The sequence below is a fragment of the Janthinobacterium sp. GW822-FHT07H10 genome (assembly GCF_058798675.1).
Genome location: NZ_JBXAKS010000004.1, coordinates 117807 through 140621, shown reverse-complemented (window position 1 = coordinate 140621; position 22815 = coordinate 117807). Strand labels below are relative to the sequence as shown.

At 61.5% G+C, this 22815-nt stretch carries 15 protein-coding genes; 5 read left to right on the top strand and 10 right to left on the bottom strand.

What is annotated here, in order from left to right; all coding sequences use genetic code 11:
- The first annotated feature begins 211 nt into the window (after positions 1-211).
- From glnE to AC1RDJ_RS11300, 3 genes are all read left to right on the top strand, one after another.
- Positions 212-2965 (top strand): bifunctional [glutamate--ammonia ligase]-adenylyl-L-tyrosine phosphorylase/[glutamate--ammonia-ligase] adenylyltransferase, encoded by a 2754-nt coding sequence (gene glnE / locus AC1RDJ_RS11310; protein WP_493027473.1) that lies wholly within the window; start codon positions 212-214, stop codon positions 2963-2965.
- 13 nt (positions 2966-2978) lie between these two features.
- Positions 2979-3755, top strand: a complete 777-nt coding sequence (locus tag AC1RDJ_RS11305) for a YoaK family protein (protein ID WP_493027472.1) — start codon at positions 2979-2981, stop codon at positions 3753-3755.
- A gap of 138 nt (positions 3756-3893) precedes the next feature.
- Positions 3894-4082, top strand: a complete 189-nt coding sequence (locus tag AC1RDJ_RS11300) for a hypothetical protein (protein ID WP_493027471.1) — start codon at positions 3894-3896, stop codon at positions 4080-4082.
- 58 nt (positions 4083-4140) lie between these two features.
- Here the strand turns inward: AC1RDJ_RS11300 and gap are convergent, their stop codons facing one another.
- Complete coding sequence (gene gap / locus AC1RDJ_RS11295; RefSeq protein ID WP_046685413.1) at positions 4141-5151, bottom strand: type I glyceraldehyde-3-phosphate dehydrogenase; 1011 nt, start codon at positions 5149-5151, stop codon at positions 4141-4143.
- A gap of 215 nt (positions 5152-5366) precedes the next feature.
- Positions 5367-7364 carry a transketolase gene (tkt, locus tag AC1RDJ_RS11290; protein ID WP_071325144.1) on the bottom strand — a complete coding sequence of 666 codons (1998 nt, stop codon included), beginning with the start codon at positions 7362-7364 and terminating at the stop codon, positions 5367-5369.
- Between the two features lie 187 nt (positions 7365-7551).
- On the opposite strand from tkt, the gene AC1RDJ_RS11285 reads away from it, so the two are divergent.
- Positions 7552-8277, top strand: a complete 726-nt coding sequence (locus tag AC1RDJ_RS11285; RefSeq protein WP_071325145.1) for a 16S rRNA (uracil(1498)-N(3))-methyltransferase — start codon at positions 7552-7554, stop codon at positions 8275-8277.
- A gap of 203 nt (positions 8278-8480) precedes the next feature.
- Here AC1RDJ_RS11285 and AC1RDJ_RS11280 read toward each other — a convergent pair whose 3' ends face one another.
- Together AC1RDJ_RS11280 and AC1RDJ_RS11275 are read right to left on the bottom strand one after the other, a co-directional pair.
- Positions 8481-11546 (bottom strand): TonB-dependent receptor, encoded by a 3066-nt coding sequence (locus AC1RDJ_RS11280; RefSeq protein ID WP_071325146.1) that lies wholly within the window; start codon positions 11544-11546, stop codon positions 8481-8483.
- 571 nt (positions 11547-12117) lie between these two features.
- The gene (locus AC1RDJ_RS11275; protein ID WP_156894951.1) at positions 12118-12906 is read right to left on the bottom strand and encodes a tetratricopeptide repeat protein; all 789 of its coding nucleotides are present in this window, start codon (positions 12904-12906) and stop codon (positions 12118-12120) included.
- A gap of 640 nt (positions 12907-13546) precedes the next feature.
- Here AC1RDJ_RS11275 and AC1RDJ_RS11270 point away from each other — a divergent pair.
- Positions 13547-15175: an NAD(P)/FAD-dependent oxidoreductase gene (locus tag AC1RDJ_RS11270; RefSeq protein WP_289888307.1), complete on the top strand. Its 1629-nt coding sequence runs from the start codon at positions 13547-13549 to the stop codon at positions 15173-15175.
- A gap of 18 nt (positions 15176-15193) precedes the next feature.
- On the opposite strand, the gene AC1RDJ_RS11265 is transcribed toward AC1RDJ_RS11270, so the two are convergent.
- The 6 genes from AC1RDJ_RS11265 to glnA all read right to left on the bottom strand — a co-directional run bounded on the left by AC1RDJ_RS11265 (position 15194) and on the right by glnA (position 22545).
- Positions 15194-16567 (bottom strand): ATP-binding protein, encoded by a 1374-nt coding sequence (locus AC1RDJ_RS11265; RefSeq protein WP_071325149.1) that lies wholly within the window; start codon positions 16565-16567, stop codon positions 15194-15196.
- A gap of 135 nt (positions 16568-16702) precedes the next feature.
- Positions 16703-17668, bottom strand: a complete 966-nt coding sequence (gene corA, locus AC1RDJ_RS11260; RefSeq protein WP_071325150.1) for a magnesium/cobalt transporter CorA — start codon at positions 17666-17668, stop codon at positions 16703-16705.
- A gap of 168 nt (positions 17669-17836) precedes the next feature.
- Positions 17837-19327 (bottom strand): nitrogen regulation protein NR(I), encoded by a 1491-nt coding sequence (gene ntrC / locus AC1RDJ_RS11255; RefSeq protein ID WP_071325151.1) that lies wholly within the window; start codon positions 19325-19327, stop codon positions 17837-17839.
- 48 nt (positions 19328-19375) lie between these two features.
- On the bottom strand, positions 19376-20464 hold the full coding sequence (glnL, locus tag AC1RDJ_RS11250) for a nitrogen regulation protein NR(II) (RefSeq protein ID WP_071325152.1): 1089 nt from the start codon (positions 20462-20464) through the stop codon (positions 19376-19378).
- A gap of 7 nt (positions 20465-20471) precedes the next feature.
- On the bottom strand, positions 20472-20966 hold the full coding sequence (locus AC1RDJ_RS11245) for a DUF4124 domain-containing protein (protein WP_493027470.1): 495 nt from the start codon (positions 20964-20966) through the stop codon (positions 20472-20474).
- Positions 20967-21129: 163 nt separating this feature from the next.
- Positions 21130-22545, bottom strand: a complete 1416-nt coding sequence (gene glnA, locus AC1RDJ_RS11240; protein WP_070219258.1) for a type I glutamate--ammonia ligase — start codon at positions 22543-22545, stop codon at positions 21130-21132.
- Positions 22546-22815 lie beyond the last annotated feature (270 nt).

The window sequence follows — 22815 nt, the reverse complement described above, 5'->3', positions numbered from 1 at the left end:
TCGTCTGAATTCGCGGCGTGCCGGCACGCCCGACTGGCGCGCGCCTGCATCCTTGCGCTTGCGTCCGCACGGCAGCTCCCTTACCATCGTCCGGGAGAGCGCGCACTGCCCGGCAGCATTATCGCCGGCGGCACAATTTTACCGCATCCCCCGCCGTTCACAGCCAAGTTAACGACGAACCTGACACGAAGTACCTACCGAAACCGCCACCATGAGCCACACGCCCCTGATCTCAGCCTCCCGATTCCACCAGCGCTGGCTCAATGCCGCCCCCGAACGCGCCGCGCAGCTGGCCGAACTGGTGCGCGCACCGCTGGACGGGCTGGACTTTGCCGCCGCGCTGGCCGCCCAGGCCGACGCCGCCACGCCGCCGCTGCCGGCCGAGCGGGCCATGCGTCGCCTGCGCAACTTGCTGGTCTGCGGCTTGATCGAGCGCGACCTGGACGGCCAGGCCGACTTGCACGAAGTCGTCACGGCCATGACGGGCTTTGCCGACTTCGCCATCCGCACGCATGTGGACGCCATCATGGCCGAGATGGTGGCCCTGCACGGCATGCCCGTCGGCGAAGAGTCGGGCCAGGAGCAGGAGTTGATGGTGTTGGCGATGGGCAAGCAAGGCGGCGGCGAGCTCAACGTTTCATCCGATATCGACCTGATCTTTGTGTATCCCGAGGATGGCGACACGCAAGCGACCATGCCGGGCCAGCGCAGCCTGTCCAACCACGAGTTTTTCATTCGCATGAGCAAGAAGCTGATCGCCGCCCTGGCCGAGATCACGCAGGACGGCTTTACCTTCCGCGTCGACATGGCGCTGCGCCCGAACGGCAACTCGGGGCCGCTGGCCGCCAGCCTGGGCATGGTCGAGCAATACCTGATCGTGCAGGGACGCGAATGGGAGCGCTACGCCTGGGTCAAGGCGCGCGCCGTGACGGGCAAGCCGGACGATATCGCCGCGCTCGACGCCATCGTGCGCCCCTTCGTCTTCCGCCGCTACCTCGATTTCGGCGTCATCGACGCCATCCGCACCATGCACGGCCAGATCCGCGCCGAGGTCAACCGCCAGGAACGCTTGCATCCCGACCGCAGCAACAACGTCAAGCTGGGGCGCGGCGGCATCCGCGAAATCGAATTCCTCGCGCAAGTGTTCCAGCTGATACGCGGCGGACGCGATGCCGAGCTGCGCGAACGTTCCACGCGCGCCACCCTGCGCACGGTGGCGGAAAAAGGCTTGCTGGAACCGGCCATCGTGGAACAGTTGCTAAATTCCTACACTTTCCTGCGCAACCTCGAGCACCGGCTGCAGTATCTTGACGATGCGCAAACCCACACCCTGCCCGCCAGCGAGGCCGACCGCCTGACCGTGGCGCAGATGATGGGCCTGCCCGACACGCCCGCCCTGCTGGCCCAGCTGGAAGCGCACCGCGTATTTGTCGCCGGCCAGTTCGACGAGATGTTCAGCGACAAGAGCAGCGGCGCGCCGCCAGCCGACACGGGCATCGACCCGCAAACGTCGAACGAGTGCGCCGCCTCCGACCAGCAGGAAGCCATCGAGGCGCGCTTTGCCGCCCTGGGCTTCCATGAGCCGGCCGCCTGCGCGCGACGCCTGCTGGCCACGTGGCAGGCGCCGCGCCTGCAATCGTTGCCCGAGGCGAGCCGCACGCGTTTAGTGGCCCTCGTCAATTCCGCCCTGCCCCTGATCACCGATTGCTCCGTTTCCAACGGCAACGCCAGCCAGCTGGCCACCCTGGGCCGGCTGCTCGATTTCCTGGAAGCCATCGCGCGCCGCTCCGCCTATCTGTCGCTGCTGACGGAATACCCGCATACGCTCGAGCGCGTCGTGCGCATGGTATGCGCCAGCGGCTGGGCCGCCACCTTCCTCACGCAGCACCCGATCCTGCTCGACGAGCTGCTCGACGAGCGCATCCGCAACACGGTGCCCGACCCGGCCGCGCTGGCGCTGGACTTGCAGCGCCAGCTCGACGACGCGCCCGGCGACACGGAGCGGCAAATGGACATCCTGCGTGAAATGCACCACGCGCAGCTGTTCCAGTGCCTGGCGCAAGACCTGGCCGGCGACCTCAGCGTGGAAAAACTGGCCGACTACCTGTCGCAGCTGGCCGACATCATCGTCGCCGCCACCGTGCAAGCCGTCTGGCAAACCTTGCCGACGCGTCACCGCGAGGTGCCGAAGTTCGCCGTCATCGCGTATGGCAAGCTGGGCGGCAAGGAACTCGGCTATGTCTCCGACCTCGACGTCATCTTCCTGTTCGACGACGACGACCAGGAAGCGCCCGGCCTGTACGCCAAGCTGGCGCAGCGTTTCATCACATGGATGACCTCGCACACTTCGGCCGGCATCCTGTTCGACATCGACATCGCCCTGCGCCCCGACGGCGCCTCGGGCATGCTGGTCTCGAGCGTGCAGGCATTCGAGCGCTACCAGAGCAGCGCCGCCTGGGTGTGGGAACACCAGGCCCTCACGCGCGCGCGCTTCTGCGCCGGCGACGCCACCATCGGCAAGCACTTTGAGCGCATCCGCGACACGATCCTGCGCAAGGAAAGGCCGGAAAACGGCCCGCTCAAGGGCGAAGTGGTGGCCATGCGCAAGAAAATGCTCGATGCACACCCGCCCCGCCCCGGCAACTTCGACTTGAAGCAGGATCCGGGCGGCATGATCGACATCGAGTTCATGGTGCAATACCTGGTGCTCCAGCATGCGGCGCAGTATCCGCAGCTGACGGCCAACTCGGGCAATATCGCCCTGCTGCGCCTGTGCGGCGAGCTGGGACTGATCGACGCCCGGCTGGCCGCGGCTGTCGCCGACGCCTACCGCGCGCTGCGCAAACTGCAGCACCAGCTGCGCCTGCAGGGCCAGGACCTGGCCCGCGTGGAGCCGGAGCGCGTGCGCGTGCATGCGGACAACGTGATGCGCCTGTGGCAAGCCATGTTTGGCGCCGCGGCCTGAGGCTGGCCCGCGCATGCCGCTACGCTACCTGTCCCGCCTGAGCGGATCGGCGCGCGACACGCAAGCCAACCTGCAGCTGGGCTGCGTGCTGGCGCTGGTGGCCGGCGCCGTGAATGCGGGCGGTTTCCTCGCCATCGGCGGCTATACCTCGCACATGACGGGCATCGTCTCGGGCATGGCGGACGACTTGGCGCTGGGCAACGTGACGGTGGCGCTGGCCGCGCTGGGCGCCTGGCTGGCCTTCGTCAGCGGCGCCGCCGTCACGGCCATCATGGTGAACTGGGGCAAGCGGCGTCGGCTGCACAGCCAGTTTGCCGCCAGCCTGCTGCTGGAAGCGACCCTGTTATTGCTGTTCGGCCTGGCAGGCAATTACCTGGCGGCCATGCCGGATGTGCTGGGCCCTGTCACCATCTTGCTGCTGTGCTTTGTCATGGGCTTGCAGAATGCCATCATCACCAAGATCTCGGGCGCCGTCATCCGCACTACCCACGTGACGGGACTGTCGACCGATATCGGCATCGAACTGGGCAAGATGGCGTATTACAACCGGCGGGAACTGCCGGACCGGGTCGTCAAGGTCAACCGCGGCAAGCTGAAAACGCACAGCCTGCTGATCAGCTGTTTCTTCCTCGGCGGCGTCAGCGGCGCGCTGGCCTTCAAGCATATCGGCTTTCCCGCCGCCACCATCGTCCTTTCCGGCGTGCTGATGTTGCTCTCCGGCGTGCCCGTGCTGCGCGACCTGCGTCTGCTGTGGCGCTTTTACCGGCGCCGCCTGCACGCCTGGCGTTAGCAGGAATATTTTTCTTTATGGCAATCAATCACTGATTTTAATGCTAAGATTTTTCTGCGCTGGGCAAGCGGATCAAGCCTGCCATGGCGGCCTTTTGATTCGACACCCTACCGTTGTCCAATTCTGAAAGCGAGAAACATGATTTCCATTAAAAGAGCCCTGTTTGTCTTTGCCATCGCCGTCGGCGTCGCCGCCTCATTCTCCAGCACGGCCGCCGTGCGCGCGTGGGTGCCGTCGGAAAGCTGCGACTACATCCTCAACATGTGCTACCAGGGCGTCGAAGCATCGTGCGAACAGTGGCGCAACCAGTGCGAGCCCAGGGAATAGGCGCGCGACAGACGAAAAAAAACGCCCTCGCGGGCGTTTTTTAATGGACAGCCAGAAATTACTTGGCCGACATCAGGGCAACGGTGGTGTCGAGCATGCGGTTCGAGAAACCCCACTCATTGTCGTACCACGACGATACCTTGACCAGACGGCCCGACACTTTGGTCAGGGTCGAGTCGAAGTTCGACGACGCCGGGTTGTGGTTGAAGTCGATCGATACCAGCGGTTCGGTCTGGTACGTCAGGATGCCTTCCAGGGCGCCTTCCGAAGCGGACTTCATCAGCGCATTGACTTCTTCCACCGTGGTGTCGCGCTTGGCGATGAAGGACAGGTCGACCAGCGACACGTTGATGGTCGGCACGCGGATGGCGAAACCGTCCAGCTTGCCATTCAGCTCAGGCAGCACCAGGCCGACGGCGGCAGCGGCGCCGGTCTTGGTCGGGATCATGCTCATGGTGGCCGAACGGGCGCGGCGCAGGTCTTCATGCATCACGTCGGACAGCACCTGGTCGTTGGTGTAGGCGTGCACGGTGGTCATCAGGCCCGTTTCGATGCCGATGGCGTCGTTCAGCGGCTTGACCAGCGGTGCCAGGCAGTTGGTGGTGCACGAGGCGTTGGAAATGACGGTGTCCGTCGATTTCAGCACCGAGTGGTTGACGCCGAAAACGACGGTGGCGTCCACATCCTTGCCGCCTGGCGCGGAAATGATGACTTTTTTCGCGCCGCCCTTCAGGTGGGCCGATGCTTTTTCTTTGGTGGTGAAGAAGCCCGTGCACTCGAGCACGACGTCCACGCCCAGCTCGCCCCATGGGATTTCAGCCGGATTGCGCTGTGCAAACACGCGGATCGGATCGCCGTTCACGATCATGTTGTCGCCTTCGACGGTGACCGTGCCCGGGAACTTGCCGTGCGCGGTGTCGTAGCGGGTCAGGTGGGCGTTCGATTTGGCATCGCCCAGGTCGTTGATGGCAACGATCTGGATATCCTGTTTCTTGCCGCCTTCGTAGAAAGCGCGCAACACATTACGGCCGATGCGGCCGTAGCCATTGATTGCAACTTTGATCGTCATACTCTGCTCCTGATTGAATAGAAAGTACTTAGCACATTAAAAAATCTGCTCGCCGCCGCGCCCATCTGCGGGACGCTGGCGGCGGAAACGAGTAGGTCGCCCGACCAACCGTAGCGAATGGCAGCGATCTGTGGCCGGGAAGCGGAACGGTGCTTGAGCACAGTGAGCATCGGAGGCCGCACATCGCGACGCGCAGTCGGTTTGGTCAGGTGATCTTAGCCGGCGATGACGGCCTTGACCTTGGCTACGACATTGTCGACCGTGAAGCCGAAATGCTTGAACAGCACGCCGGCAGGGGCCGATTCGCCGAAGGTGTCGATACCGACGACGGCTCCTTCCAGGCCCACGTATTTGTACCAGAAGCTGGTCACGCCCGCCTCGATGGCCACGCGCGGCACGCCCTTCGTCAGCACGCCGGCCTTGTAGGCGGCGTCCTGGCGGTCATACACGTCGGTCGACGGCATCGACACCACGCGTACATTGATGCCTTCGGCAGCCAGCGCGCTGGCGGCGGCGACAGCCAGTTCCACTTCGGAACCGGTGGCGATCAGGATCGCCTTGGCGTCGGCCACGTCGTTCAGCACATAGCCGCCGCGGTAGATGTTCTCGATCTGTTCGGCGCTACGCTCCTGGTACGGCAGATTCTGGCGCGAGAAGATCAGCGTCGACGGGCCGTCCTTGCGGCGCACGGCGGCACCCCAGGCAGCGGCCGACTCGACGGTGTCGCATGGACGCCAGTTGTCCAGGTTCGGGATCAAGCGCATCGACGAGACGTGCTCGACCGATTGGTGCGTCGGGCCGTCTTCGCCCAGGCCGATCGAGTCGTGGGTGAACACGAAGATCGAACGCAGCTTCATCAGGGCAGCCATGCGCAGCGCATTGCGGCTGTAGTCGGAGAACGTCAGGAACGTGGCGCCGAACGGGATGTAGCCGCCGTGCAGGGTGATGCCGTTCATGATGGCGCTCATGCCGAATTCGCGCACGCCATAATTGATGTGGTTGCCAGGCTGGCCCGAACGCACGGCCACGCACTCTTTCCAGTTGGTCAGGTTCGAACCGGTCAGGTCGGCCGAGCCGCCGAGGAATTCCGGCAGCGACGACGCCAGCGCCTGGATGGCGTTCTGGCTGGCCTTGCGGGTGGCGATGTTTTCTTTCTTCTCGACGCAGGAAGCGATGGCGGCCGACAGCGCCGTTTCAAACGCGGCCGGCAAGTCGCCCTGCATGCGGCGGGTCAGTTCGGCCGCTTGCTGCGGGAATTCGCGGCTGTAGGCAACGAAACGCTCGTTCCAGTCCGCTTCCAGCAGGGCGCCTTGCTGCTTGGCATCCCAGGCCGCGTACACGTCGGCCGGCATCTCGAACGGTGCGGCATCCCAGCCGATGTATTCGCGCACGGCGGCGATTTCCTTGTCGCCCAGCGCGGCGCCGTGGACCTTGTCGCCGCCCTGCAGGTTCGGCGAACCCTTGCCGATGATGGTCTTGCAGCAGATCAAGGTTGGTTTCGACGCGGTCTTGGCGGCGGCGATGGCGGCAGCCACGGCGGCAACATCGTGGCCGTCGACGGCGCGGATGACGTTCCAGCCGTACGCTTCGAAGCGCGCCGGGGTATCGTCCGTGAACCAGCCTTCCACTTTACCGTCGATGGAAATGCCGTTGTCGTCGTACAGGGCGATCAGCTTGTTCAAGCCCAGGGTGCCGGCCAGCGCGCACACTTCGTGCGAAATACCTTCCATCAAGCAGCCATCGCCGACGAAGGCGTAGGTGTAGTGGTTGACGATATCGTGGCCAGGCTTGTTGAATTCAGCGGCCAGCAACTGCTCCGACAGGGCCATGCCGACGGCGTTGGCGATACCCTGGCCCAGCGGGCCGGTGGTCGTTTCCACGCCGGGCGTGATGTCGACTTCCGGGTGGCCCGGGGTTTTCGAATGCATCTGGCGGAAGGCCTTGATGTCGTCCATCGACAGGTCGTAGCCGGTCAGGTGCAGCAGCGCATAGTGCAGCATCGAGCCGTGGCCGTTGGACAACAGGAAACGGTCGCGGTTCTGCCATTTTGGATTCGCCGGATTGTGGCGATAATGACCACTCCACAAGGCAACTGCGATCTCGGCCATGCCCATCGGCATGCCTGGATGGCCGGAATTGGCCTTTTGTACAGCGTCCATTGCCAGTGCGCGGATCGCATTGGCCATTTTGGTAGTCGGGAGCGTAGTTGTCATGGTGGTGTGGTCAGTCGCGAGTTTGGGATTCGTTTGCAGCAGCGCAGACAAGGAAGCCGGCTGCTTTCTGTAGTCAACTATTTTACCAGACTGGGGGGCCGCAAATTAGAATTGCGGCGTACTGGCCAGCCAACTCGCTATACTTTACTGTCTTTTTACCCCACTTTCATCCCCGTTGAGGATTTGCATGCCGCGTTTTTTCTGCCCCCAGCCGCTCGTCGCCGGCACCACCGTCTCCCTGCCTGAGGCCGTCGCCCACCATATCCAGGTCGTGCGCCTGGCGCCGGGCGACCTGATCACCCTCTTCAATGGCGAAGGCGGCGAAGTGCAGGCCAGCCTGGCGAGCATCGCCAAGCGCAGCGTGACGGCCGACATCCAGGCACACGTGGCGCGCGAGGCGGAACTGCCGTATGCGGTGACCCTGGCGCAGGCGCTGCCGGAAGCGTCGAAGATGGACTGGATCATCGAAAAAGCCATCGAGCTGGGTGCGGCCGGCATCGTGCCGCTGTCGGCGCAGCGCTGCGTGGTGCGCCTGTCCGCCGAACGGGCCGAGAAAAAACTGGCTCATTGGCAAGGAATCATCGTCTCCGCCTCGGAACAGTGTGGCCGCAACCGCCTGGCGCAGCTGGCGCCGTTACAGGATTTCAATAGCTGGAGCAGCCAGCAGGATTTACATAAGCGCATCATCCTGACGCCGCGCGCAGACCAGTCGCTGGCCGAGTGGGCGCGTCACCAGCCGCCGCAGGCGATTACGGTGATGGTGGGACCGGAAGGCGGATTTTCGGCAGCGGAAGAAAAAGCCGCGCTGGCCGCCGGCGCCATCGGCCTGTCCATGGGCCCGCGCATCCTGCGCACGGAAACGGCGGGCCTGACGGCGCTGGCGACGCTGGCCGCATTATGGAGCGGGATGTAGGAAAAACGCGCCCAGGCAGGCCTGCGCCATGCGCGGCTGCCCCCCTCCAGTCCAGGCTGGCTACATGAGCGATCAGGCCAAATGGCACAGACTGCATTACCTGGCCGAGACGGCCAGGCAAAAAAAAACCGCTGGCTTGCGCCAGCGGTTTTTTTCTTTTCCCCACCTGCCGTGAAACACGGCAAGGGGTAAAAACAAGTCAATTAAAACTTGTAGTTGTACTCGGCGGTCAGACGTACGGAACGCGGTGCGGTGTAGCTGATAACGCGGCCATAGGTTGGGCTGACGTTCAACGAGCTGTCCACGTTGTACGTTTCGTCCAGGGTCTGCACGGTTTGCTTGTTGAGTACGTTAAATACGTCAACTTTCAATGCCAGGCCTTTCAACAGCTGCGGACGGTAGGACAGGTTCATGTCCAAACGCGTATCCCAAGGCAGGGTGCCGCGGGAACCGCGTGGTGCCGCAGCGCCATCGCAATAGAAGTACACCGAGCCGTAGTCAACTTCGCCAGGAACGTTAGGGTTCCAGCCGAAGCAGTTCTTCGGACGACCCGAAGCCAGCAAGGCATTCGCGCCGACAGTCCACTCAGGGTTCAGCTCATAGAAACCGAAGGCCTTGATTTGGTGCTCGCGGTTATTTGGCAGCAAGCCGTTGGCGCCAACCATCAACTCTGGATTATCCCAGGTCGACGTTGCAGCAACGTCGGTTTGGGCATTGTCCGAACGGGTTTGACCTTCGGTATTACCTTTGCTACGCGACCACGTGTAGTTCACACGGCCATACCAGCCATCACGCATCGGATGCTCGGCAAACAGATCGATTGCCGTGTACGTACGTTTCGCATCGTCAAAGCCCAGTTGAGCCTTGGTCAGGTGAACTTTCGTGTAGTTGCTGCGGGTGCCGGCATAGTCGACCAGGAAGGTGTTGTCTTTGCCTGGGTTGAACGATGCGCACGAGAAGCCGGAGAAGTTCGACGTATCGATCTTGTTGTCGACAGCGTAAGCGTCGATCAGACGGGTATCGCAGTAGTCATCGATGGTGGCTTTCAATTTACGATAAGTGACTTTCGCGCCAAAGTTCAGGCTAGGCGAAAACGCTTTTTCGAAACCGACAGTCAACTCATCCTGGTAGGTTGCCTTGATATCCTGGGCAACAACGGTTTTTGGATCCTTGTATTGACCCAGTTCGTTGTTGACCGAGTATACCGGCGCCAGCGATTGCAGGCCCGTAGGCTGACCGTACGCGTCGGTACCCGTGTAGGTGTAGCCTTCACGCGTCAGCGTCGAACGGCTGCCGCCGCGAACCGCGAGGTGGGTCGGGATTTGCAGCGCGTAACGACCGGCGCTACCGAACACTTTCAACGATGCATCACCGTTGACGTCCCATGCCGCGGCAAAGCGTGGCGAGACCATGTTCTTCACTTCCAGGAAGGTGTCGCCGTCGCCGTTGACGTTTTTGAAGCCTTCGTTACGAATGCCCAAGGTCAGCAACAGGTCCTTCGTGGTTTGCCAGCGGTCTTCCAGGTATTGTGCGCTTTGCTCGGAACGGGCATCGGTCACGCTGGAGAACAGGCGTTTGCTGACCCAGTAACCCTGGGAAGCCAGCAGGCCAGGATTGTTCGAGGTCTTCACGGTGCTGCCACCCAGCTGCAGCGGCACGGTACCGTCGCCGACGCCGTTTTTACGGGTTTGGCCGTATACCCAGATACCGCCGCCGCCATAGATTTCACCGACGTTGGTCGAGGTCAGCTTGTTGTCATCCAGACCGCCGCGGATGGTGTGGTTGCCAATCTTGTATTCCAGATCCAGACGGGAAGACTTGATCTTGCTGGCCGAGTTGTTGGCAGCAACGGCGCCGTTCAGGGTTTGCGGGCTGCTGTAGTTCAGGCCAGGCGCGCGCACGTTGCTCGCTGCGCTGATCTGGAACAGGTCCGCTGGTGCGGTGCCGATCGGATCATAAACAGCCGAGTTTGGCGTTTTGCTTTGACCATACAGGGCATTGACCGTCAGGTTGTCGGTCAGGTTACCCGTGTAGCGAAGAATTTGCGTTTCTGCACCAACCGATGGCGAGAAGTCTTCGCTGTTCTTGTAGTGCTGCGATGCGGTCTTCGCAAGACGACGGCTGTTCGTATAGTCGTAGCCATACAATTGACGGTCGGTCTTCGCTTCATCGCCCATGAACGTCATTTCCAGGCGGTGATTGTCCGTGATATTCCAGTCAAACTTGGCCAGATAGCGGTCGATCGTATGCTGGTTCGATTGCCAGCCGGTGGTGGCATTCGATGCCGAGGTACGGGTACCCAGTGCGGCGTCGGTATCGAGATTGCGCGATTCAAACGCGGCAAACATGAACAGTTTGTCCTTGATGATCGGGCCGCCTACGTAGGCGCCATACGTCTTTTCCGAGCGCGAGCTATCGCTGCGACGCAGGTACAAGGTATTGTCGGTCGCCGCGTTCGACGCTGCGCCCGTGTTCGGGTAGTAGTAGTCTTTTGGCGTCGAGCGCAGGCCGTTAGGTTCGATGGCTACCTGGGCACCGAATTCCCAGGTGTTGGTGCCGCTCTTCGTCGTGACGTTGACCACGCCGCCAACCGAACGGCCAAACTCGGCGCCGAAGCCACCGGTCAGGATCTGTGCCTGGGCGATCGCGCCAAATGGCAGTTCCGAAGCACCCAACTGTGTCAGTGGGTTGGTAACAGGGAAACCGTTGATGTAGTACGCATTTTCCGAAGCGCCGCCGCCGCCGAACGATGCGCCGGCAGAGTAACGGGAGTCGGCACGCGTCGTGTTAGGCGCCAGCTGAATGATCGCGGCAACGTTTTGGGCGATAGGCAGTTTCGCCAGTTCTTTGGCGGTAAACGTCGCGCCATTGTTCGAGCTCGACACGTCGATACGGCTACGACGGCCGGTAACCTGCACTGCCTGTACCGCGCTGCTGGCGAACGATGCATCAACGCCCTGGCCCACGATCACATCGGTTTCGACGGTGTTGACAGTCTTGCCGTCACGTACCAAGTCAATCTTGTAGTGGCCAGGAGCCATGCCCGATGCAAAATAGCGGCCCGCGCTATCGACCGCAACGGTACGTTTGGTGCCCGTACCAATATTATGCAAGACAACGGAAGCGCCAGCAGCTGCGCCGTCAACCGTACCGTAGATATTACCGGCAGCGTTAGATTGCGCCATTGCGGCAGGAACGACAGCTGCAGTCATCGCGGTCGCACTAAATGCAATCGCCAATGCACGCACTAAGACAGTTTTTCTAAACATGTGATTTCCTAATTATAGTTAAGCTTTTCTCGTGGATCAGCTTGGATAGAATGCATACAACAAATCACGGTCAATATTATTTTAAGTCCCGATTTTCCCCACTCCCGTCATTTTATGACAGGTCATATAGTCCGATAGCCGGTCCCCTAGCTAGCTGACTAGACAACATATGGAAACATATGCAAAGCTTAACTGTCAACAAAGAGAACGGAATGGTGCGCAGAAACAACAAACCTGCACAAAAAAGGTCAGGAAAAATAAACGCGTCCAAAAATGGTGCGGCAATGCACAATTTTGATGCGTGGAAAAGGCATAAAAACGCATATGCAAATGCGCTTTTTTGAGCTTGGCTAGCTCTTGTATAGTGAGGAAAAGCGGGGGCTGCGGCGGAGGGGCGGTGTTATGTGCAAGTGCGCAAATAGTGGCCGTCTACCCGTCATGCAGCACCCGACGCCTGGCGGATCGGGTGAACACTGACGGGTAGCGGACGCAATGCGCCGACGGCGATCATATGGCCAAATATTTCTTTTTGGGAATATGATTCAAAATTGACATATTATCATTGCGATAATTATTTCTTTTTATACGCAATACTTTTCATATCTTTCAGGTGACGCAGGTTTCTCGATTCCTGGTCATTATCATTTTCCAGCTTTAACAGCTGGGCTTTATGTTGTTCATTGCTGTTAGAAACAAATTCTTCCGTATCTTTTTTCCAGCGGATATTATCGGCAATGATTACATCCGCCACCGTCTGGCCATCACTTGCTATTCCTTGATATGTTTTCGAAATCAGCGCGTCGGCCCTGACGAATTCCTCGTTATTCATCAGTTTGATGATATCGGGCGGAATCGTATTCGTTACCGGCATCGCCGCATTCAAATTCTTCACGAAACGTCCGTAGCAATCCACCCAGGCATTGACGGCGGCATTAACCGAATTAATTTCCTCATTTTTAGTCGATACCTTGGGAATTACAGGCTGGGTGCAATTAAATTTGCCATAGGCGGCAGCGGCGCCATCGAAGTTGGTCGTGTAATAAGCGATATCGGCCTTGCGTGCGCTGCGCTGCTGCACCAGTTCAAGCGATGCGGCCGCTTCCGGGTTGCCGCTGGCAGCGGCCTGCTTGAGCCAGTGCCTCGCCTGTGCCGCGTCCTCTGTCGTCCCTTCGCCAAAGCCGTACATTTCACCGAGCTGCAATTGCGCGGCACTGTTGCCCTGATTGGCCAATTTCGTGAACTTCTGGAACGCCGTTGAAAAATCCTTCGCTTCCCATGCCTTCTGAGCATCAGCAAGCTCATCTGCATATGCAGCCCCGAATGCCATCATTAAGCAAAAGCTGAGTGTTATTTTTTTCATCTTGACGTCCACTAGGAAGTTGATCGGGATAAAAGATTTTTAGCTGGCGAGCCGGCCTCCCCACGAAGCCAGTAGCAGTTTCCAGAAGGAAAAATCAAGCCAGACACGAGCATTAATCCTAGCTCAGAAATATGCGCTCCGCAATTAGTAAGTTTGATAAAAGGATCACATTTTGCGACACTGTTAAATAAAAAAGACAACATTATCGATACGACAGGTTCGACAGCCGGATCTCCGTGCGCCAGCGGCACTATCGGCAGGCGCAGCAAAAAAACGCCACACTTCACCTCGTTTTGTTAACTATTTATATTGTTTTCACACAAGCCCACTGTCCATGGCAGCCCAACGATGACAGCAGCACCATGCATGACGCCCGACCGGATGGCCGCGAACCGCCTGCCATCGCCGAGACACTCTGCAAATGGCGGCGCTAAGGGTAAAATAGCGTCTGGACCGCGCGTTCCCCTCCCTGGCAAAATCTTGCCGTACCGATGCAATGTGAAACCGAGAAGAAAAATCTGTGCGTCAGCACGGCTGCGTATCCGCCGGCGACGGCTTGCAAGGGGCGACAGGCTTTGTCAGGCAGTCCGCGCGTGCTTTATTCATGGGGCCTAAATAGCCCCCCACCTAGGAATCGACTATGTTACGACTCAACGAAGTAAAACTCCCCCTCGAACACGACGAAGCGGCCCTGCCCGCCGCCATCCTGGCCCGCCTTGGCATCGATGCCGGCGACCTGCTGGGCTTTACCGTCTTCAAACGCAGCTATGACGCGCGCAAGCGCAGCGCCGTGGTGCTGATTTACTCGCTGCATGTCGAGCTCAGGAACGAGGCGGCCGTGCTGGCGCGCCTGCAGCACGATGTGCACCTGATGCCGGCGCCCGACACCGACTACAAATTCGTCGCCGGCGGCGAACAGCTGGCCGGCCACAGCAATCAGCCGCGCCCCATCGTCATCGGCACGGGCCCCTGCGGCCTGTTCGTGGCGCTGATCCTGGCGCAGATGGGCTTGCGGCCCATCATCCTCGAGCGCGGCAAGCAGGTGCGCGAACGCACGGTCGACACCTTCGGCTTCTGGCGCAAGCGCGAACTGAATCCGGAATCGAACGTGCAATTCGGCGAAGGCGGTGCCGGCACCTTTTCGGACGGCAAGCTGTACAGCCAGATCAAGGATCCCAAGCACTACGGCCGCAAGGTCCTGACGGAATTCGTCAAGGCCGGCGCCCCCGAAGAAATCATGTATGTGAGCAAGCCGCATATCGGCACCTTCCGCCTGGTCAAGATGGTGGAAGAAATGCGCGCGAATATCGAGCAGCTGGGCGGCGAATACCGCTTCAGCAGCAAAGTGGTCGATATCGACATCGTGCCAGGCAGCGATGGCGGCCAGGTGCGCGGCGTAGTGCTGGACAATGGCGAAACCATCGCCAGCAACCACGTGGTGCTGGCCATCGGCCATAGCGCGCGCGATACCTTCGAGATGCTGCACCGCCGCGGCGTGTACATCGAGGCGAAGCCATTCTCGATCGGTTTCCGCGTCGAACACCCGCAGTCGCTGATCGACAGCTGCCGCTTCGGCCCCAGCGCCGGCCACCCGATTCTGGGCGCGGCCGACTACAAGCTCGTGCATCACGCCAGCAATGGCCGTTCCGTCTACAGCTTCTGCATGTGCCCGGGCGGCACCGTGGTGGCGGCCGCCTCGGAGCCGGGCCGCCTGGTGACGAACGGCATGAGCCAGTACTCGCGCAATGAACGCAACGCCAACAGCGCCATCGTCGTCGGCATCACGCCGGCCGACTATCCGGGCGACCCGCTGGCCGGCATCGCCCTGCAGCGCGAGCTGGAAGAACGGGCGTTTGCCCTGGGCGGCGGCAATTACGATGCGCCTGGCCAGCTGGTGGGCGACTTCGTCGCCGGACGCGCCTCGACGGAATTCGGCAGCGTGGTGCCGTCGTACAAGCCGGCCGTGCACCTGACGGACCTGGCGCCGTCCCTGCCCGAGTATGCGATCACGGCCCTGCGCGAAGCGTTTCCTGCGTTCAACAAGCAGATCAAGGGCTATTACAAGGCCGACGCCGTGCTGACGGGCGTGGAAACGCGCACCTCGTCGCCGATCCGCATCAAGCGCCGCGACGACGACCTGCAAAGCCTGAATACGCGCGGCCTGTTCCCCGCCGGCGAAGGCGCCGGCTATGCGGGCGGCATCCTGTCGGCCGCCGTCGATGGCATCAAGGTGGCCGAAGCCGTGGCCCTGTCGATCGCCGCCGCTTGAGGCGGTAGCAACGGCAGATCAGGCGGCCAGCGGCAGCCTGATCTGTATATGGCAGCCCGGCGTACTGTCGATGGCGCACACCTGGCCGCCCAGTTGCTGCACGATCGTGTAGACGATGTGCATGCCCAGGCCGGAGCCACCCTGGCCCCGCTTGGTGGTGAAAAACGGTTCGAACATGTGCTCGCGCACGGCGGGCGCCAGGCCGATGCCGTCGTCGGAAAACTCCAGCAGTAGCCATGGCAAGGCCGCAACCTCCTCGTCCACCTCGATGCGCGCACGTATCGTGATCTGCCCCGGCCCGCCTTGCGGGTAGCCGTGGCGGGCGCTGTTCATCAGCAGGTTCGACAGGATTTGTGACAGCTTGCCGGCCGCCAGGCGCACCTGGCAGTCGGGCGCGATGTCGAGCTCCACGCGCAGGGCCGCCTTGCGCAGTTCCGGGCTGTGCGCCGACACCAGGCCATGCACATAGTCATGCAGGGCCAGGTCGGCCACGTATTCGCTGACCTGGTCCACGGCCAGCTGCTTGAAATTACCGATCAGGTCGGCCGCGCGCGCCAGGTTGCGCTCGATCAAGGCGGCCGCGCCCTTCAGCGCTTCGGCGATGTCGATCAGCTCGGCGCGGCTGACCTTGGCGCCACCGAGCAGCTGCACCAGCTGGTCGGCATAGCTGCCCATGCTCGACGCCGCCGTCAGCGCCACGCCGACGGGCGTGTTGACTTCATGCGAAACGCCCGCCACCAGCGAACCGAGCGCCGCCATCTGTTCCTGCTCGATCAGGTTGGCCTGCGCCGTCAGCAGCGATTCCGTGCGCTGGCGTACGATTTCTTCCAGCTGCTGCGTGCGCTCCTGGTGCTGCAGCTCGGCCGCGCTGCGGGCCGAGAAGATCGACAGCAGCAGCAGGGCCAGCAAACGCTTGTTTTCATCGATGGGACGCGTGTCGATGGCCGACAGGATGCCCAGGGTCTTGCCCTCGGTATCGATGAGCGGCATGCCGACATAGCTTTCCGCATGCATGTCGACCAGCAGGCTATCGAATGGAAAGCGACGCTGGATGTCGCTGCCGTGAAAACACATGCTCTGGCAGGTGACGTCCTGGCAAGGCGTGTGCTGCAGGCTGTATTCGATGTTCGGCTGGTAGTCGTTGCCCCCCCACAGGGCCAGGGTGCGGATGCCTTCGCTGCCATCCGCCATGCGAATCAGGCGGCCGGCAATCACGTACTGCACGTCGAGCGCCTCGGCCAGGTCCTTGACGAGGATGCGCAGGAAGTCGTCGCCCCGGGCGCGCGCCGTCGAGGCGGTGATCGAGCGCAGGGCCGCCTCCGCCAGGGTGCGCCGCTGCTCGGGATCGAACAGGGGTTCTTGCGAATTCACATCAAACAGCGGAATACTCATGAATGCTCCTGCGCAGCACGGAAAGCGCAGGCAAACCTGCCGGCGCGGCGACTCTCAGCCATTGGCCCGGGCGAGCGGACCTGCCGCGATTGTACCCCCGGATATTGTCCAATAATACAGATTTGCAGGAATTTTTTATAGCCAGCCGGATCGCTTGAACAAGTAATACATATAACCGCAGACACAGCTCATCACTCCCACGGCCGCAGGATAGCCGTAATGCCAGTCCAGTTCCGGCATGAACTTGAAGTTCATGCCCCAGATGCCGGCAAACGCGGTAAACACGGCGAAAATAGCCGCCCAGGCCGCCAACTGCTTGTTCACTTCGCTCTCGTCGATGGCCACCATCGACAGATTCACCTGGATCGCCGTACTGATCGTATCGCGGATGGTGTCGAGCGTGCCATTGATGCGCGCCAGGTGATCGTGCACGTCGCGGAAATATTCCTGCGTATCGTGGCACAGCGGCGGCACGCGCCCGCCATGCAGCTTGCCCACCGCTTCCATCAGGGGCGCCACCACGTGGCGCAAGACCATCACCTTGCGCTTCAACTGGTACAGCCGTTCGATATTGTCGCGCTCGGTGCCGCGGTCGAAGATGCGGTCCTCGATCAGTTCCAGCTCCGACTCGAGCGCATCGAGCACGGGAAAGTAGCGGTCGACGACGGCATCCATCAGCGCATACAGGACGAAAGCGGAGCCCTGGCGCAGCAGATGCGGTTCGCGCTCGGCGCGCGCGCGCACGCCGAGGAAGCCTTGCGAGCTGTTGCTGCGCGACGAGAGCACGTAATTGGCGCCAACGAAAATGTCGACTTCGCCCAGCACCAGCTCGTCGCCCACCATTTCCACGGTTTTCACCACGGCAAACAGGGAGTCGCCATATTCCTCGATCTTCGGGCGCTGGTGGCCGCGCTGCGCGTCTTCCACCGCCAGTTCGTGCAGGCAAAACTCGTGCTGCATCTGCTTCAGCTCGTCGGGCGTGGCGTCGAGCAGGGCGACCCAGACGAAGCAATCGGGGCGCTCCACGTAATCGCTGATATCGTCGATCGGCAAGTCGGCCAGTTTTTTGCCATCCTGGTAGGCCACGCAGTTAATCAGCATACAGTTCCACAATGAAAGTTAAGACCGGACGAAACCATCCGGCAGGCGCCAGCTTACCCTATCGTCCGCTTTGATTGTGCATTGTGGCGCGCAACAGACGCCGGGGAAGGAAGGCAGACGGAGCGGGCTCCCCTTGCGGGCGCCCCGTGGCTCCGTCCGGCAGGTGGCTCAATCGTCCTTGGCGCCGTCGATGCCCAGTTCCGAGATCTTGCGCGTGATGGTGTTGCGGCCGATGCCCAGGCGCACGGCGGCGTCGTTCTTGCGCCCATGCGTATGCTTGAGCGCCGTCTTGATCAGGGCCGACTCGAATTGCCGTCCCAGCACGGCCATGACTTCCTGCTGCCCCGCGCCCAGCATGCCGGCCGCCTGCAGTTCCAGCAAGCCGATCCAGCCCGGCGGCGCGCCATTGGCGGGCGCGGCGGCCTCGAACACCTGGCCGCCATGCGCATGGGCCACGGCCGGTGCCGCGCCTTCGCCCGAGACGACGCTGGCGGCGCCATCGCCCTGCCCCTGCGTCAATTCCAGCGGCAAATCCTTGATTTCCACCGTCTGGCCCGGCGCCATGACGGTGATCCAGTTGCACAGGTTTTCCAGCTGGCGCACATTGCCGGGCAAATCGAGACTGCTGAGAAACTGCATGGTCGGTTCGCTCATGCGCTTGGCTTCCACGCCCAGCTGGCGCGCGCTCTGCACCAGGAAGTGGCGCACCAGGATGGGGATATCCTCGCGCCGCTCCCTCAAACTGGGCAGGCGCAAGCGGATCACGTTCAGGCGGTGATACAAGTCTTCGCGGAACAGGCCGTCGCGCACGCGCTGCTCGAGGTTCTGGTGCGTGGCCGTGATCACGCGCACATTGGCTTTCATGGGCTGGTGCCCGCCGACGCGATAGAAATGGCCGTCGGACAGCACGCGCAAGAGCCGCGTCTGCAGGTCGAACGGCATGTCGCCGATCTCGTCGAGGAACAGGGTGCCGTTCTCGGCTTGCTCGAAGCGGCCCCGGCGGGTCGTCTGCGCGCCCGTAAAGGCGCCCCGTTCATGGCCGAACAGTTCCGATTCCAGCAAATCCTTGGGAATCGCCGCCGTGTTGAGGGCGATGAAGGGCTGCGCCGCGCGCGGACTGTGCTTGTGCAGCGCGCGCGCCACCAGTTCCTTGCCGGAACCGGATTCGCCCGTGATGAGCACCGTCACGTTCGATTGCGACAGGCGGCCGATGGCGCGGAAGACTTCCTGCATGGCCGGCGCCTGGCCGAGGATTTCCGGCGTTTCCGACGGCCCCGATTCGACGCTCGTCTCGCGCAGGCTCTCTTCCAGCGCGCGGCGGATCAGTTCGACGGCCTTGTCGATGTCGAAGGGCTTGGCCAGGTATTCGAAGGCGCCGCCCTGGAAGGCCGCGACGGCCGAATCGAGGTCGGAAAAGGCCGTGATGATGATGACAGGCAAGCCGGGAAAGCGCGACTTGACCGTCTGCAGCAATTCCAGGCCGGACGCGCCCGGCATGCGGATGTCGGACACGAGCACTTGCGGCGTGTCCAGTTCCAGCGCGGCGATGGCGTCACGCGCATTGGCAAAACTCTTGGTGGCGAGATTTTCCCGCGCCAGGGCTTTTTCCAGCACCCAGCGGATTGATTCATCGTCGTCAACTATCCAGATTGGCTTCATTAGTGTGTGCGTCCCGCAATGGATTTCATGGGTGGGATACGCCCCCGCTTATGGCAAGGGCAGAACGATCCTGAAATCGGTGTATCCAGGCCGGCTTTCGCACTCGATCACGCCCAGGTGCTGCTGCACGAAGGTTTGCGCCAAGGTCAGTCCCAAACCGCTGCCGCCTTCCCTGCCCGACACCAGCGGGTAGAAAATCCGGTCGCGGATCTGGGGTGCGATGCCCGGTCCATTGTCAATGATATGCAAGTCTAATGCCAGGTTGTAGCGGACCTTGGCCAGGGTCACCTGGCGCGCCACGCGCGTCTTGAAAATCAGTTCCGCATCGCCCGCCTCGATGCGCTCGGCCAGCGCCTGCGCCGCGTTGTGCGCGATGTTGAGCACGGTCTGTATCAATTGTTCCTTGTCGCCGCGGAACTCGGGGATCGAGGCGTCGTAATCGCGCGAAATGGTCAGGCCGCTGGGAAACTCGGCCAGGATCAGGCTGCGCACGCGCTCGCACACTTCGTGGATATTCACGTCGCCCACGATGTGCGGGCGGCGGTGCGGCGCCAGCAGGCGATCGACCAGGGTCTGCAGGCGGTCCGCTTCCTTGATGATGACCTGCGTGTATTCGCGCAGCTCGCTCAGGTGCAGGGCCGGCAATTCCAGCTCCAGCAGCTGCGCCGCGCCGCGGATGCCGCCCAGCGGGTTCTTGATTTCATGCGCCAGGTTGCGGATCAGCTCCTTGTTGACCTGGCTCTGGTCGAGGATGCGTTCCTCGCGGTCGAGTTTGAGTTGCTGCACGTTTTCGCGCAGCTCGATCAGCACGCTGTCGGGCGGCGCGTCGAGCGCGCTGATGATGCTGTGCACGCGCAGCGGTTCGCGCCCCAGGCGCTCCAGGCTCAAGTCCTGGCGCAAGTCGGAAAACTTGTGCTCGAGCGCCTGCGCGCAGATGCCGGCCAGCTCGTCGGGATTGAGGAACAGGGCCGTCAGCTTTTGCCGCGACAGGGCTTTCAGCGAGCTTTCCAGCAGGTTTTCCGCCGCCGCGTTGGCATAGCCGATGCGGCCGTCGCCGTCGAGCAGGATCACGGCTGACGCGAGCAGATCGAGGCCGGCCAAGTGGGCCGGGCGGCTGGAGTGGGTGTCTGTAGTCATCGTCTCGTCATCGGATATTCGCGATCTCGCGTTTCAGGGCCTCGACGTTCTGCTGTGTCCGGCTAATGTTGTCCTTCAGTTGCGCCACCCGCTCCTGGTACTTGGCATAGTTGCGCTCATTGCCCTGGCGTTCCGGCTGACCCTGGTTGAATTCCAGGCGCTGCGCCGCCAGTTTCTGCTCTTCGCTGCGTAATTCATCCTGCAAGATCTGGCGCCGGTCCAGGTCGCGCGCGCGCTGCTCGGCGCCATCGACCCGGGGAAACGCGCCGGCGGCGGGCGCCGGCGTGCCTGCCGCCTGGATGCCGGGCCGCGCGGGCGCGCCCGACAGGGGCGGCGTCTTGCGCGCCGGCGGCGCCGTGATGGCGCCCGGTAAATCGAGCAGCTGGCAACTGGCGTTGCGCCGCATATCCGTCAATTCCTTGTGGCCCTGGGCATCCGTGCACAGGAAAATCTGCCCATGCGCCTGGGCCGCGGCGCCCAGCAATCCGGCCATCAACGCCATTCTGTAATGCTTAGTCAATCTCTACTCCTGTCAGCTTGCATCGCATCGATGCTGGGCTGAATATACAACATCACACTGGCGCGCCGGATAAAAAAACGCGGGCAAGACCATCGCCTCACCCGCGTTTTTTATTCACTACCGGCAAGTTGCCGGCATGGCGCCATTACAGCGAGTAGTACATGTCGAACTCGGCAGGATGCGTGGTCATGCGCATGCGCTGTACGTCCTGCATTTTCAGTTCCAGGTAGGCATCGATCATCGAATCGCTGAAGACGCCGCCACGGGTCAGGAACTCGCGGTCCTTGTCCAGGGCTTCCAGCGCTTCTTCCAGCGAGGCGCAAACGGTAGGGATCAGTGCATCTTCCTCTGGCGGCAGATGGTACAGATCTTTCGATGCGGCTTCGCCCGGATGGATCTTGTTGGCAACGCCGTCCAGGCCAGCCATCAGCAGTGCGGCGAAGCACAGGTACGGGTTTGCCAGTGGATCCGGGAAACGCGCTTCCACGCGGCGGCCTTTTGGATTGGCCACGTGCGGGATGCGGATCGAGGCGGAACGGTTTTTCGCCGAGTACGCCAGTTTCACCGGTGCTTCGTAGCCTGGTACCAGGCGCTTGTACGAGTTGGTGCCCGGATTGGTGATCGCGTTCAGTGCCTTGGCATGCTTGATGATGCCGCCGATGTAGTACAGGGCGAAATCGGACAGGCCGGCATAGCCGTCGCCGGCGAACAGGTTCTTGCCATCTTTCCATACGGATTGATGCACGTGCATGCCCGAGCCGTTGTCGCCAACGATAGGTTTCGGCATGAAGGTGGCGGTCTTGCCATAGCTGTGCGCCACGTTCCACACCACGTATTTCAGGTTTTGCGTCCAGTCGGCACGCTCGACCAGGGTCGAGAACTTGGTGCCGATTTCATTCTGGCCCGCGCCGGCGACTTCGTGATGATGTACCTCAACCGGGATGCCCAGCGATTCCAGGATCAGGCACATTTCCGAACGCATGTCCTGGAAGCTGTCCACTGGCGGCACGGGGAAGTAGCCGCCCTTGACGGTAGGACGGTGGCCGCTGTTGCCGCCTTCGATGTCCTTGCCGGTCGACCACGAACCTTCGTCCGAACCGATCTTGACGAAGCAGCCCGACATGTCGATCTTCCAGCGCACGCTGTCGAAGATGAAGAATTCCGGCTCAGGGCCGAAGTAGGCGGTGTCGCCCATGCCCGACGATTTCAGGTAGGCTTCGGCGCGTTTCGCGATCGAGCGCGGGTCGCGGTCGTAGCCCTTGCCGTCCGACGGTTCGATCACGTCGCACTGCATGAACAGCGTCGTTTCTTCCATGAACGGGTCGATATTGGCGGTGTTTGGATCCGGCAGCAAGATCATGTCGGACGCTTCAATGCCTTTCCAGCCAGCGATCGAGGAGCCGTCGAAGGCATGGCCCGATTCGAATTTATCCATGTCGAAGTGCGACACGGGAACCGTCACGTGCTGCTCTTTACCACGGGTATCGGCAAAGCGGAAATCAACGAATTTGACTTCGTTCTCTTCTACCATCTTCAAGACTTCTGCGGCTGTCATTGCCATGCGTATCTCCTAAATGAATGTGGGGTGAGCCGACCTTAATGCGTCCGGGCTGATGAAGCGAAGCAAACATTGCGTGCCACCAAAACTCATAGGGATCATAGCAGATTCCATGCCAGCTCCAGGAGCTCCTGGGTGTCGGCGGCAAAATCGCTGTCATCCCAGTGAAAGTTTTCATGGCGGCGATTTCCACGCAAGGACAGCCGTACATCAGGAATGCACTATACAAGTGCGAAAAACGAATAACGCACCATTATCGTGCATTTCCTCGCT